Raw genomic sequence first — 12,821 nt, 5'->3', positions numbered from 1 at the left:
TTAGCAGCCATCACAAAAAGTGATAGCATAAAGCTCGGAATAACTCATCAACGCACTCGGGAGAGCGGCATGTACAGCCTTGAGCAGCTCAATATCTTTGTCACGGTGTGCGAAACCGGCTCCTTCTCGGCCGCGGCGCGCCAGCTAAACCGCGCCCAGTCGGGTATCAGCCAGGCCATATCCAATCTGGAGATTACGTTTAACCGCACCCTGTTTGACCGCAGCCGCAATACACCGCAGCTCACACCCGACGGCGAGGCACTGCTGCCCATCGTGCAATCACTTTTGGATCAGCGGCTACAGCTAGAGCAAAAAGTCGCCTCGCTTGATCAACAGCACGAGCACGAGCTAAGCATTGTGATCGAAGAGAGCTTGCTCGACCCACCCTTGCTAGCGGCGCTAGGCCCTTTAGCAGAGCTCTACCCCAATACCAGCATCAACCTTCTGTCGGCCTCCACCTTTGACGCCGAAGACATGGTACGGGAGGGCCACGCGCACATTGGCGTGGTCTACACCGACGGCCAAATACTCACCGATGTCGACTTTTTTGCCCTGGGGCACAAACGCTTTATTACCGTCGCCTCCCCCAAACACCCGCTGGCAAAGCTCGATAGCGTCACCCACGCCGACCTGCGGCGCCACCGGCAAATCGTACAACGTGCCAGCAGCGGCAAAGAGCTGTGGTTTAGCGACAGCATCAGCACCCAAGCCTGGTACGCCAGCACGCACCAAATGCTCTGCCAGCTCGCCCAACAAAATGTGGGGTGGGCCATCGTCCCCGAGAGCCTCGCCCACAGCGCCCTGACCTCGGGCCAACTGACCGACCTTAAAGTCGACTTTGAACCCAACGGCTGGATCAGCTCGATTGACTGCATCAGCTCGCGCAGCCTGCAGAGCGGCCCCGCCTTTAAAGCCGCTATTAGTCGGCTAAAGCAACACTTTAAGCCGGCGCCAGGCCATGCACTAACCCCCAGGCCGCCTCTCAGTTAAGCGCGCGCTCAGGCCTTATCACACCACTTTGGCAACACCCGCTATTGCGGGTAAACTAGCGGCCCGCTCAGTCACACAGACCTGTTACCGACAGTGAACAACAAGGCCCCCGCACGGTGAATAAATCCCACGCAAATAACACAAGCTTCAGCCGCCGCTTTTGCGCCGCCCCGATGATGGATTGGTCGGACAGGCACTGCCGTTTCTTTTGGCGCTTGTTGAGCAAAAACACTCTGCTGTACACCGAAATGGTCACCACCGGCGCTTTAATTCACGGTGATCGCGAGCGTTTTTTGGCTTTTAGCCCCGCCGAGCAGCCGGTGGCGTTGCAGGTGGGCGGCTCTGACCCCGCGGCTCTGGCACAATGCACCGGGTTTGCCGCCCAGTGGGGCTACAGTGAGATCAATTTAAACTGCGGCTGCCCCAGCGACCGGGTACAAAGTGGGCGTATCGGCGCCTGTTTAATGGCCGAGCCGGCGTTGGTGCGCGACTGTATCAGCGCAATGCGCGAAGCCGCCGATATTCCCGTCACCATCAAGCACCGCATCGGTATCGACGATATGGATGATTACCAGGGACTGCGGGATTTTGTCGCGATCGTCGCCGAAAGTGGCTGTAAAACCTTTATTGTTCACGCGCGCAAAGCCTGGCTGCAAGGGCTGAGCCCCAAAGAGAACCGCGATATACCGCCGCTCGATTACGCGCTGGTGGCTCGCTTAAAAGCCGAGTTCCCGCAGCTGGAAATCATTGTAAACGGCGGCATTACCACGCTGGAGCAGTGCGAGACGCTGCTGCAAGGTGTTGATGGGGTGATGCTCGGGCGCGAGATCTACGCCAACCCCTACCTGCTGGCGGGGGTGGATCGAGCTCTATTTGATGGCTCCGCCGCAACGCCGGGACGGAGCGAGGTAATGGCGCAGTTTATGGACTACTGCGAGCTAGAGCTGGCCAAAGGCACCCGGCTCAACCAAATGACCCGTCATATTCTGGGGCTGTACCAAGGGTTGCCGGGGGCGCGGCGGTTTCGGCGGGTGATTAGCGAGAACGCCCACAAACCCGGCGCCGGCATTGAGGTTCTGCAACAGGCGCTACGCCAACTGGAACAACGTAACAGCGCTTTGCCCGCCGCCCAATAGCGTTTACAATAGGCGCCCTGAGGTTAACTGGCCCGTCCCGGACGGCGCCAAACACAAGCCGGTCCAGCTCCGCAGAGAGTGACTAGAAAACCGGGGTGCCGCGCACCACACCCAATGCGCTACATCGAAGAGATCGCCCTACTGCGTCTAACTTTTCGCACAACGAATCTACTTAGGAGCCAAATGTGAGCACTAAACTCGAGCAACTTAAGAAAATGACCGATGTTGTCGCCGATACCGGTGACATCGAAGCCATCAAACTGTACAAACCACAAGATGCCACCACCAATCCATCGCTGCTGTTAAAAGCGGCGCAACTGCCCCAGTACAAAAGCCTGCTGGATCAGTGCATTGTGGCTGCCAAAAAAGAAGGTGGCAGTTCAGACCAACAACTTAAGTACGCCAGCGACCACTTAGCCGTAGCGATTGGCTGTGAAATCCTGAAAGTCGTGCCAGGGCGTATCTCCACCGAGGTTGATGCGCGTTTGAGCTTTGACACCGACGCCAGCATCGATAAAGCCCACCACCTGATCGACCTGTACCAGCAAAACGGTATCGACAAGTCACGGGTGCTGATCAAGCTCGCCTCGACCTGGGAAGGTATTCGCGCCGCCGAGAAACTGGAAAAAGAAGGCATCAACTGTAACCTGACGCTGCTGTTTGGCTTTAACCAAGCCGCCGCCTGTGCCGATGCCGGTGTCTTTTTAATCTCACCTTTCGTAGGCCGTATTTTAGATTGGTATAAAAACAGCACCGGCCAGGACTACACCGCCGAGACTGACCCGGGTGTATTGTCTGTGCGCCACATCTACAACTACTACAAGCAACACGATTTTAAAACTGTGGTTATGGGTGCAAGCTTCCGTAACACCGGCGAGATCGAAGCGCTGGCCGGCTGTGATCGCCTGACCATCAGCCCGCAACTGCTGAAAGAGCTGGACGAAGATACCGGCACACTGGAGCGCAAACTATCGGCCGAAAACACTGGCGATGCCATCGCCCGCTACGCCGATACCGAGAGCAGCTTCCGCTTTGGCATGAACGACGACGCCATGGCGACCGAGAAACTGGCCGAAGGTATCCGCAACTTTGCGAAAGATCAGGTTAAGCTCGAAGATCAGTTAAAAGAGCTGGCCAATGCTTAATCGGCTTACCCAATTCTTTGAGCGCCATCTGCAAACCGATGGCGCCGAAGAAGAGTTGTCTTTTTCGCAAAAGCAGCTGGCCGCCGCAGCACTTCTTATGGAAGTGGCTGCGGTAGACCGCGTTTTTGAAGATGTAGAGTTCGATGAGTTTAAGCGTATCGTCGCCCAGGTGTATCAAATTGCCGATGACGATATCGAAGAGCTGTGCGAGCTGGCTCGCGATAAGCAAGACCAGGCCACATCGTTATTTCAGTTTACGCAATTAATTAACGATCACTGCAGCAACGAAGAAAAGTTTACTCTGGTGAAGTCCATGTGGCAGATAGCACTGGCCGATGGCGACCTGGATAAATACGAAGAACACCTGATTCGGCGTGTGGCCGAGCTAATTTATTTGTCTCACACCGACTTTCTGGTGGCCCGCAATGCCGCACGCGAGCAATCGGGCGCGAGCTAAGCGCAACGGCCCGGGCCCTTTTGACGGGCGGTATTGTTTTGGGTTTTCAAGCAGGGGGCGGGGTTACTGACCGTTTTCCAGCATATTCACCAGGTTGGTAAACGTCTGCTCATTGGCGTCGTTCATTTGCATTAAATAGCGATGCGCCTCTATCACTTTATCTTTTACCTGCTCTTCGCAGCAGTTTTCTGGTTCCGGCTCAAGTGCGGAGGTGGGCTGTACCGGCGTGCGCAAATCTTTGACGATGGTAAAAATATCGGCAAACCCCATCGTCTCGAGAATACGATTAATACTATCGTTGGTCGACAAAACTACCGGGTAACGACCCAGACGCTCTTCGCCCAGCAAGGATATTTTTGCCATCAAGCCCAAGGTCGTACTGTCAATCGCCTCGGCAGCGGAGAGATCAAACAACACCGCTTTAAAATCCGGGTGGGCAAACATATCATCGATAAACTGATCGAACGATATACACAGCGTCAGGCGCACATCGCCCAGCATTTTAATGACAAAGACACCGTTGTGTTCGGCAACCAGAATCTGTCCAGGCTGCATGTTTAATAACCTCGAGTAATGGTTAGAATAGCAATGTCGTCAGGCGTGGCGGTGACTTCATCAACCCCCACCGCATCGCACACTGCCTCTAGATTTTGCGCCTTTTGCGCGAGCAATTCCAGTAAATATGCCTCTTTTTCTTGTAGCGAGGTGGGCGGCAGTATTTCTAGCACCCCATCAGAAAAGCACACCAGTGAAAATTTCTCGGGCAATATTTGCGAGTGAATCGTCCAGCTAACATCGCGAAAAATTCCCACAGGCTTACCGCTACCGGTAATAAACTCAGCCCCCTGCTCGGTCACCAGCAACGGCATCGGCAAGTGGCCGGCAACCACATAGCGCATCTCGTGAGTATGGGTATCGATGACGCCCACAAAAAACGTCAAGTGATGATTCAGGCTGGTTTCCACCAACTCGCGGTTAATCGCGCGCAGCATTTCATTGGCGCCGTCGGCAAACGAGGCCTCATCGCCAAACAAGCCTTCCTCGCGCACCATCCGGCTGACAATGTGTTTAAGCCAAATAGTCACAAACGCGGACGACGCCCCGTGCCCTGACACATCGGCCAGATAAAACGCCAGATAGCGCCCCTTGATGTGTGCATAGTCGACAAAGTCGCCACTTAAATACAGTGACGGAGCAATATGGTGCGCCGCACTATAGCCCTCGGCCGTTGTCAGTGGCTTAGGTAACAGGCGCCGCTGCACCTGGCGCCCGGCCAGCTGATCGCGCTCGAGCACCCGCAGGTTATCGCGCAGGTCTTTGTTGGTCTTTTCGATTTTTTCGCGGTATTTTTTGTTTTGTGCAATTAGGTCGCGGCGCTCTAACGCTTTTTCAACCGAGTGCTCCAGCACTTCCATATCGACGATGGGTTTTATCAGGTAATCGGCGGCGCCGAGTCGCAACGCCGAGACCACGTCACTCATGACCCCGGCACCCGATATGACAATAACGGGAATATCGCTGGATTTTTCGTGCAGGCTTTTCAGAACCCCCAGGCCATCCATGGTCGGCATACGCAGGTCGGTAATCACCAGCTCGACCTCGCCCTCATCAAACAGCGCTAAGCCGCTAGGGCCATCGGCCGCCTCCAGCACGCGGTAGCCACTGTCTTCTAAAAACGCAGTAATACTGTGCCTTACCGGCTTATCGTCGTCGATAATCAGTAGCGTTCGGCAGCTTTCGTTCATGATTTGAGTCCGCGTGGCCATTTCGGGTACAGCTGCGCCCGGCAACTGTCGTAATGGCGCCTAACAGTACTCCGATAGCGGCAGCGGCGCAAGCGTCAAGGCCTCTGCAGGCCCTTATGGAGTTAGAGAAAAAACGCTGCTACTCTAGAATGACTCTGAACACCACAGCGCCACCCCGTTGGAGGATCGATAAATGAGTCATTCAGAGAACTTCTACGCCGAAAAACGCGATTTTATTCGCATGAAGATTGAGCTACCCCTGAGCGGAACCCTGACAAACGACAGCGGCCGTATTGTGGGACAGTGCCACGAGCTAAGTGGCGGAGGGCTGCAGCTTGAACTGCCCGAGCCGGTCGCCGAGCAATCCCAGTGGGAGCTACACCTAAGCGCCGAGCACGATGAGCGCGCGCAACTGCGAGCCGTGGTCAAGGTGGTTAGATGCGTTGCCGATGGCGAGCACTTTAATACCGGCTTACAGATACTGCAGGTTATTGAGTAGGGCTAATAAAGGCGGCCTACTGGCCAGACACTTTAAAAGTCATCAAAGCTGTCCAGATCGCCGACCTCACTGCCAAACGAGTCCTCTACCTGACCATCTTTCACCAGGTAGTCGCGCCGCTGCAGATAGATGTCGCGAAACAGCGTGTACTTATCAGAGCCAATATCTTGCTCCAGCGACAGCAGGCTTGCCCGCGTATCAACCAGCTCCATCACTTTGATCTCATAGCTGGTCTGGGTGTGGCCTATGTAGGTTTTTGGGTCGGTTATCCAATCCACCGGCGTTGCCGCGGCATCGCGCAATGTACGCGGACCAAAAATTGGCAACACCAAATAGGGCCCCTCGGGCACGCCCCAACGACCCAGAGTTTGACCAAAGTCCTCACTGTCGGTGCGCGGCATGCCCATATGCTTGGCCACATCAAACAGCCCCGCGACCCCCAGAGTCGAGTTAATCACAAAGCGGCCACTGTCTTTGCCGGCCTGCGAAAACTTGCCCTGCAGCAGGTCATTAAACACCTTGGGCACTTCGAGGATATTGCTAAATATATTATTGACCCCCTGGCGCACAGGCCCGGGGGTAATGGTGTGATAACCGCGCGCCACCGGCTTTAAGACGTAGGTATCGGCCGCGTCATTAAAGGCAAAAATGGCGCGATTGTATTCTTCCCACGGGTCTTGCTCGTCGGAGGCGAAGGTCAATGTGGTGAAGCCTGACAACAGCAGGGCCAGACATAGGCGTACGAGTGAATTCACGGTATCTTCCTAGTTTAAGACGAGGCGCCCTGGTTCCATCCAAAGAAATAGCTGGCAGCCCAAAATGAACGATCGTTCACATTTTACCGAATTAGCTCACGCTAAACAATGCACAAGGCCATAGAATAGACATTTAACGACAATAAAATTTCATATAAAGCCCCGTACCACCCTGGGGTTGCGGCATATAGGACTCTTCTTTAAGCACCGCCTCGGCACCGCAGCGCTGCGCCGCCTGCCCCACCAGCGCATAGCGCGCCTGAAGCATATCCAGCGCGCTGGCAACAGATGTACGGCTCAAGGTAAACACCGCGCCCGCGGCTACCGGTTGCGCCTCGGCCACCGCTTTTGTCCCGGTCTGTGACTGCGCCGGGCTGGTATCGTCGCCGCGCCCCTGAAGCCAACCGTTTAAACCTTGATCGCTGTAATCACACTCGGCGATACGGTTAACCGCATCGTTACTCTCCATCATATCAACCGCCGGCTCGCAATCTTGCCCAGCGGCACCGGTGCCATAGAGCAAGGCCGCCATAACAGCGATAACGACAGGACACAGCTTGCGTGCAAGTAGGCTCACAACAACTCCGTTTAGAATTTTAACTCTAGCCCAACACCCAGGTAGTCATCATCGCGGACGGCATCATCCTGGTTCGTAGTATAGTAGGCAAAGGCCTTAGCCGTTTTCGAGAAAATATAATCACCACCGAGACTAAAACTCTCTCGCCCGTCTACTTTGATGTCCGACTGGCCGTACTGAGTTTTGAGAATCCACTGATCGGTTAAGCTCCACTTAAGTGAGGCAAAATAACCATCGCCATTGCCGATCTCCCGCTCATACTTTTCGTAGGCGCCACCTAACTGAACAGCTCCCAAGGTGTAGGCCCCAACCAAACGGTAGGTATCGGTGTTATCGGCATTATCCTCAACGTCCTGATCCATCGCCACGGCTAGATATAAATCGTCGAGCTTATAGGCGGCAGAGGCCGACACCCCATCGATGCCATCGGCCTCTTTGGTGATATAAGCCACTTTTGCGGTCACCGGCCCTAGCGATTTTGGCGTAACATACTGAACAATATTTTTGGGGCGATTTTCACCGGCAAAAATGTTGCGGATGTCGCCTTCCAGATCGTTAAACAAATCCACCCCGGCCGCGGCGGTTTTTAGGGGGGAGTCAAACACCCCGCCCATCAAAGTACCGCCCGCGGTTTGCAACCCCAGGTAGATATTGCGCTGGGTGAGCGTCTGGCCGTCTTTATCGCCATCATCGACACTGGTTTCATATTCAAAACGGTAGAGGATGGCCACGCTGTCCGACAGCGACTCCTGCCCCATAAGGCCGATTCGCGATGAGTTACTCTGCAACTCAATCTCGCGGTTGCCCGCCTCATCGGCATGCTGCAGTGAGACATTCGCCTTACCGTAAACCGTGACATCAGCCGATGCCTGAGCGGAGGCTAGAGCGGCCGTGGCCAGTAAAAATGGAACTCGCATGGAACTTCCCCAACTTTCGAATATGACAACAAGATGTACACTTGATGACGTTTAGGTGACAGAATTATGACAAGCGCGCGTATCATGCGAGGTAATTGTTGCAGTATTGTTACAAACGAGCAATATTTTCTGCATAGCGCGCGATTCGACTCACTTCAACACCCGGCCTTTGATTACACGACAGGCCAGAGCAAATCTTTTTGGTATAGTTCGAGAAGTATAGACTCTCCCAGGGCAACAAAACGCTCCCGGTCGGAAAATTCGGCCTCTTCGGCCAGAGTGATCAGAGCCGCCCGGGTTGAAGCGGCACCAGCTTGCAGCAGTTGCACCAAACGTACCGTCACAGCATTGGACTGGATAAACGCCACCTGATCGGCCCGGTTGCGGTATACCAGTAAAAAGGTAGGCTCGTCAGGGGCCTCGGCTGGCTGATAATCCGGCCCCAGCCGATGTACCGGGTACCGATAATTTAGGCACCACAGCAGCGGCGACACCTCGACAACGCTATCGAGCAAGCTGCGCTCCAGCAAAGGTTTGGCGGGCAAGTCGCCCGGGGCGACGTCCAGCGCCAGCTCGACCCATTCGTAATGGGCCAATTCCAGCATAAAGGGTGGGTCAAAAGTTGCGGGAGCCCGCTCGTTTTGCAGGTAGAGCAAAAACTCCTGGCTGATTTCTAAAAAGTACGGGCTCCGGCTTTTGTGTTGCGCAACAAAATCCCGCACCATCGCGTGCCAATCGGCATCGGCCAAAATCTCACGCAGCACCGGAAACCCACCGGCAATAAAGCCCTCGATATTGTTGTAAATTAAATCGCGGTAAATCGCCAGACGGCGATCTTCTATACCACCAGGGGCCGCATTAACCTCAGGGTGACGCAAATGCCCGGTAAAGGCTTGCTGCAATTTGGCCAGCGACGAATCGCTCACACCAGCACCCGCTTATGCGCCGGTGCAACGGCGGGTGCACTAGCCTGCATACGCTGAATAGTGTCGAGCTCCGATAACAGCTCGGCCACCGGCGGAATATTAAAATCGCGCTCAAGCAAGGTGGCAACCGGCCCGGTCTGTTGATAAACCGCTTGTAGCAAATCCCACACAGGGTCTTCCACCGGGGCACCGTGGGTATCGACGCGTAAATCTTCGGCCTCGTGAAAGTGCCCGGCCACGTGCATATAGGCCACCCTATCCAGCGGCAAGCCTGCCAGAAAATCATCCGCCCGATAACGATGATTAATGCTGTTTACGTATAAATTATTCACATCCAGCAGTAGGCTGCAATCGGCCTCGGCCACGACCGCGTTAATAAATTCCAGCTCGCTCATCTCCTGCCCGGGCGCACAGTAGTAAGAGGCGTTTTCGATGGCGATGCGCTCGCCTAAAATGTCCTGCGCCTGACGAATTCGTGCGGCCACATACTGCACGGCCGTCTCAGTAAAAGGAATCGGCAATAAGTCGTACAAATGGCCGTCATCACTGCAAAAACTTAGATGCTCGCTGTAGCCGCGAATGTGATGCTCGCGCATAAAACATCTAACCGACTTAAGCAGCTCAGTATCCAGCGGCGCCTGCGAGCCAATAGACAACGACAAACCGTGACACACAAACGGAAAGCGCTCGGTGTAGGCGCGAAACTGCCGCCCCAACCTGCCACCGACGTTAATCCAGTTCTCGGGGGCCACTTCCATAAAGTGGATATCGTTAGTGCTGAGGTTTTCCAGAGGTTTTAGCAACGAGCGGCGCAGGCCTAAGCCTGCGCCAGCAACGTCAAAGCGGTGCGAACTCATCAGTGACCGCAGGTACCTTCGGCGCCAGACTTTTTCTCACCGCAAGCACCTTCTTTGTCGGCTTTTTTCTCGCCGCATTTACCTTCGCCGCACTTGCCTTCGTCGTCGGTTTTAGCTTTGGCTTCGCCACACTTACCTTCACCGCACTTGCCTTCGTGTTCGGCTTTGTCTTCGCCACACTTGCCCTCACGCTCGGCTTTTTTCTCGCCGCACTTGCCTTCGCCGCATTTACCCTCGGCACTGTTTTCGGCGAGCTTGTAACCGGCGCTTAGCGATTCAGCGGCAAACGGGTTTTCCGCCGCCGAGGCAACCGGTGCTACCACGGCTGAAGCCATAAAAGCCGCGCCTACGGCGGCCGCTAGAGGGGATGCAAATTTCTTGTTCATAGGTTAACTCCATTACTCGATCGTTAAAATGCAGCGGCTACGCCGGCGGCTTAGCCTACTGTACGGTTACGCAGACAACCCCTGTCAGGATCAACTGTTAGATAATTGATGCATCCGCGGCGCGTTTGTTACAGGCAGGCGGCACAATATCGCTATTATCTGCCCCCTCATAGTACGCCCTTAAAGCCATTTTAATCTCGCTCAAGTTCTCGATTATCACACAGTTTACGCACTGGTAGCCTCTTGCCAGAGCTTATTAAGCCGCTTGCCCGATACCGGAAACCGGGTTTTTAGAGTTTGGGCAAACAGCGAGACCCGAAACTCCTCGATCGCCCAGCGATAGCGCATCAGATCGGGGTTCTCGGTGAGCTGATAGCGCCCGTGCAACTGTAAATACTCGGCCAGACGCTCCTCATGGGGCTCCACCTCCAGCATCTGCAGGCGATCTTTTTGCGGGTTAAGCGCGGCTTTCTCCAGGCGCATATTGATCGCCTGTAAATAGCGCGGATACTCCTGAAACCACTCCTCGGGCGTCTCAAACACCAGCGCCGGCTGAAACAGTCGGTCGAGCTGCTGGGCAATATCGCCCGCCGCCAGGGCAATGGCCAACGCGTTCTTCGATTGCTTTAGCTGTTTTTTAATTGCCACCACCAGGCTCAAAGCACTCACCAGGGTTTTCTCTAACTGTTGCGCCTGAGCCACTAAGTCGGGTTTAACCTTAGCCAGACAAGCGGCAAACTCGGCCTCGGTGCGCGGTAGCTGATCGTTTGGCATGGCTAGCTGGCGCGCCGCCGCCATCATAATGTCGTCCACCACCCGGTCGCGGTTGCCAATTTGCACCACGCTCAGGCCCAGCTCTTTGCCCTTTAACAGTTGCTTTTGCAGGTATTTAACCGTCTCTTTACTTTGCAGCAGCAACAAGCGGGCGACCCCGGCGAGCGACGCCGAGTGCGCCTCCTGGGGGTTATCCAGCACCTGCATAGATGCCGAGTCACGCTTATCCAGCAGGGCAGGATAAGCGCGAATACTCAAGCCCCGGCGTTTAAGCTGCACTTGCTCGGGCAGCTCCAAATCCCAGGCGGTAATCTGCTCGCGGGTAATATCATCGGCGGCGTCACGAATATTATCCTGCACGCGCTCGCGGTAATTCGCCTTTAGCTCGGTTAAGTCGCGGCTGGCCGCTATGGTTTTACCCCGGTCGTCCACCACCTTGATGTTAAACCGGTAGAAGTCCTCCAGCCGCTCACTCTGCCAATCACCAGGTTTAAGCTCTACTAACGTTTGACGCTTTAACTGCAAACTTAGCGCCTCGGTCAAAGGACTGTTGTCCGGCGCCATACCCGCCAGCGCTTTGTCGACAACATCGGGCACTGGCACAAAATGTTTGCGCAGCGTTTTCGGCAGGCTTTTTACCAGCTCGATGCATTTGTCGCGCAGCAACCCCGGCACCAACCATTCCAGACGATACTCCGGCAGCTCATGCAATAAACTAACCGGCACATGCACACTCACGCCGTCGTCTTTATGGCCGGGTTCAAAGTGATAACTTAGCGGATAGGTCACCCCTTTATATTCGAGCGTATCGGGAAACTGCACCTCGCTTACGGCGCCGGCGCCCTGCAAAACCAAACGCTCGCGCGGGATTTTTAAAATATCGGGCTGGTCTTGCTCGGCCTTTTTACGCCAGGCATCAAAGCCCGCGCGGTTGACCACATCCGCGGGGATGCGCTCATCGTAAAAAGCGAAAATTTCCTCGTCGTCCACCAAAATATCACGCCGCCGGGATTTAGCTTCCAGCGCCTCGATCTCTTGCACCAGTGCCTGGTTGTGCGCATAAAACGGCGCTGGCTTTTGGCCGCGCTTTAGATAGCGCCCCTCTACCAAGGCTGCGCGAATAAACACTTCACGGCAAACTTTTGGGTCAATCTTGCTGTAGTTAATACGGCCTTTCTCGACCAGCGCCAATCCATACAGCGTTACCCGCTCGTAGGCTTTTACCTGCCCCGCCTTGGCATCGTAATGGGGCTCAAAGTAATTGCGTTTTACTAAGTGCTCGGCGGCCTGCAGCAACCACTCGGGCTCGACCTTGGCAACATCGTGAGCAAACAGCTGGGAGGTCTCTAGTAACTGCGCCGCCACCAACCACTTGGGGCGTTTTTTTTGCTGCGACGAGCCCGGGAAAATCACAAACTTGCGGTTGCGCGCGCCTAAATACTCACGGCCCTCATCGTGAAAACCGATATTGCCTAATAGCCCGGTTACCAGCGAACGGTGCACCGCCTCATAGTCGGCGGGTTGGCTGTTGGCTTGCAGGCCAATTTTTTTCGCGGCTAACTTTAATTGCCGGTGGATGTCGCGCCACTCGCGCATCCGCATAAACGCCAAAAACTCTTTCTTACACTGCTTGCGCAACTGGTTTTGGCTCAGCGCC

Annotated in this window: 14 protein-coding genes; 5 read left to right on the top strand and 9 right to left on the bottom strand. The window is 55.0% G+C overall.

All coding sequences use genetic code 11. The features are described from left to right. Positions 1–69 precede the first annotated feature (69 nt). The 4 genes from AAC019_RS08050 (at position 70) to AAC019_RS08035 (ending at position 3,728) form a co-directional block, all read left to right on the top strand. Positions 70–990 (top strand): LysR family transcriptional regulator, encoded by a 921-nt coding sequence (locus tag AAC019_RS08050; RefSeq protein ID WP_339898179.1) that lies wholly within the window; start codon positions 70–72, stop codon positions 988–990. Between the two features lie 116 nt (positions 991–1,106). Further along, on the top strand, positions 1,107–2,126 hold the full coding sequence (gene dusA / locus AAC019_RS08045) for a tRNA dihydrouridine(20/20a) synthase DusA (protein WP_339898177.1): 1,020 nt from the start codon (positions 1,107–1,109) through the stop codon (positions 2,124–2,126). Between the two features lie 185 nt (positions 2,127–2,311). Beyond that, entirely contained in the window at positions 2,312–3,271 is a 960-nt protein-coding gene (gene tal, locus AAC019_RS08040; protein ID WP_339898175.1) for a transaldolase, read from the top strand. After that, on the top strand, positions 3,264–3,728 hold the full coding sequence (locus AAC019_RS08035) for a TerB family tellurite resistance protein (protein WP_339898173.1): 465 nt from the start codon (positions 3,264–3,266) through the stop codon (positions 3,726–3,728). The genes tal and AAC019_RS08035 overlap by 8 nt, the downstream gene beginning before the upstream one ends. Before the next feature lie 63 nt (positions 3,729–3,791). Here the strand turns inward: AAC019_RS08035 and AAC019_RS08030 are convergent, their stop codons facing one another. Both AAC019_RS08030 and AAC019_RS08025 read right to left on the bottom strand, forming a co-directional pair. Further along, positions 3,792–4,283 (bottom strand): STAS domain-containing protein, encoded by a 492-nt coding sequence (locus AAC019_RS08030; RefSeq protein WP_339898171.1) that lies wholly within the window; start codon positions 4,281–4,283, stop codon positions 3,792–3,794. Positions 4,284–4,285: 2 nt separating this feature from the next. Beyond that, positions 4,286–5,473: a SpoIIE family protein phosphatase gene (locus tag AAC019_RS08025; protein WP_339898169.1), complete on the bottom strand. Its 1,188-nt coding sequence runs from the start codon at positions 5,471–5,473 to the stop codon at positions 4,286–4,288. Positions 5,474–5,666: 193 nt separating this feature from the next. Here AAC019_RS08025 and AAC019_RS08020 point away from each other — a divergent pair, with 193 nt between their 5' ends. After that, positions 5,667–5,972 carry a PilZ domain-containing protein gene (locus AAC019_RS08020; protein WP_339898167.1) on the top strand — a complete coding sequence of 102 codons (306 nt, stop codon included), beginning with the start codon at positions 5,667–5,669 and terminating at the stop codon, positions 5,970–5,972. A 32-nt stretch (positions 5,973–6,004) separates the two neighbouring features. Here the strand turns inward: AAC019_RS08020 and AAC019_RS08015 are convergent, their stop codons facing one another. The 7 genes from AAC019_RS08015 to hrpA form a co-directional block, all read right to left on the bottom strand. After that, positions 6,005–6,727: a VacJ family lipoprotein gene (locus AAC019_RS08015; protein WP_339898165.1), complete on the bottom strand. Its 723-nt coding sequence runs from the start codon at positions 6,725–6,727 to the stop codon at positions 6,005–6,007. Between the two features lie 133 nt (positions 6,728–6,860). Beyond that, positions 6,861–7,304, bottom strand: coding sequence for a hypothetical protein (locus tag AAC019_RS08010; RefSeq protein ID WP_339898163.1), 444 nt, complete (start codon positions 7,302–7,304; stop codon positions 6,861–6,863). A gap of 11 nt (positions 7,305–7,315) precedes the next feature. After that, on the bottom strand, positions 7,316–8,221 hold the full coding sequence (locus tag AAC019_RS08005) for a porin (RefSeq protein WP_339898161.1): 906 nt from the start codon (positions 8,219–8,221) through the stop codon (positions 7,316–7,318). 173 nt (positions 8,222–8,394) lie between these two features. After that, on the bottom strand, positions 8,395–9,147 hold the full coding sequence (locus tag AAC019_RS08000; protein ID WP_339898159.1) for a putative DNA-binding domain-containing protein: 753 nt from the start codon (positions 9,145–9,147) through the stop codon (positions 8,395–8,397). Next, on the bottom strand, positions 9,144–10,004 hold the full coding sequence (locus tag AAC019_RS07995) for a DUF692 domain-containing protein (protein WP_339898157.1): 861 nt from the start codon (positions 10,002–10,004) through the stop codon (positions 9,144–9,146). The genes AAC019_RS08000 and AAC019_RS07995 overlap by 4 nt, the downstream gene beginning before the upstream one ends. Then, the gene (locus AAC019_RS07990) at positions 10,004–10,390 is read right to left on the bottom strand and encodes a hypothetical protein (RefSeq protein WP_339898155.1); all 387 of its coding nucleotides are present in this window, start codon (positions 10,388–10,390) and stop codon (positions 10,004–10,006) included. Before AAC019_RS07990 ends, AAC019_RS07995 begins: the two co-directional genes overlap by 1 nt. A gap of 225 nt (positions 10,391–10,615) precedes the next feature. Then, positions 10,616–12,821, bottom strand: a 2,206-nt coding sequence (gene hrpA / locus AAC019_RS07985) for an ATP-dependent RNA helicase HrpA (protein ID WP_339898153.1), incomplete at its 5' end; no start/stop codon positions are given.

Origin of the sequence: uncultured Gilvimarinus sp., assembly GCF_963975215.1 — a bacterium.
Taxonomy (GTDB): Bacteria; Pseudomonadota; Gammaproteobacteria; order Pseudomonadales; family Cellvibrionaceae; genus Gilvimarinus.
Note: the sequence above shows the minus strand (reverse complement) of the source record. Positions and strands in the feature narration are given on the sequence as shown.

Bases quoted from the DNA above. Each gene is read 5' to 3' on its own strand.
- AAC019_RS07990 (WP_339898155.1), bottom strand. From the start codon at position 10,390: ATGAACAAGAAATTTGCATCCCCTCTAGCGGCCGCCGTAGGCGCGGCT.
- AAC019_RS08025 (WP_339898169.1), bottom strand. From the start codon at position 5,473: ATGAACGAAAGCTGCCGAACGCTACTGATTATCGACGACGATAAGCCG.
- AAC019_RS08020 (WP_339898167.1), top strand. From the start codon at position 5,667: ATGAGTCATTCAGAGAACTTCTACGCCGAAAAACGCGATTTTATTCGC.
- AAC019_RS07995 (WP_339898157.1), bottom strand. From the start codon at position 10,004: ATGAGTTCGCACCGCTTTGACGTTGCTGGCGCAGGCTTAGGCCTGCGC.
- AAC019_RS08035 (WP_339898173.1), top strand. From the start codon at position 3,264: ATGCTTAATCGGCTTACCCAATTCTTTGAGCGCCATCTGCAAACCGAT.
- AAC019_RS08050 (WP_339898179.1), top strand. From the start codon at position 70: ATGTACAGCCTTGAGCAGCTCAATATCTTTGTCACGGTGTGCGAAACC.
- AAC019_RS08030 (WP_339898171.1), bottom strand. From the start codon at position 4,283: ATGCAGCCTGGACAGATTCTGGTTGCCGAACACAACGGTGTCTTTGTC.
- AAC019_RS08005 (WP_339898161.1), bottom strand. From the start codon at position 8,221: ATGCGAGTTCCATTTTTACTGGCCACGGCCGCTCTAGCCTCCGCTCAG.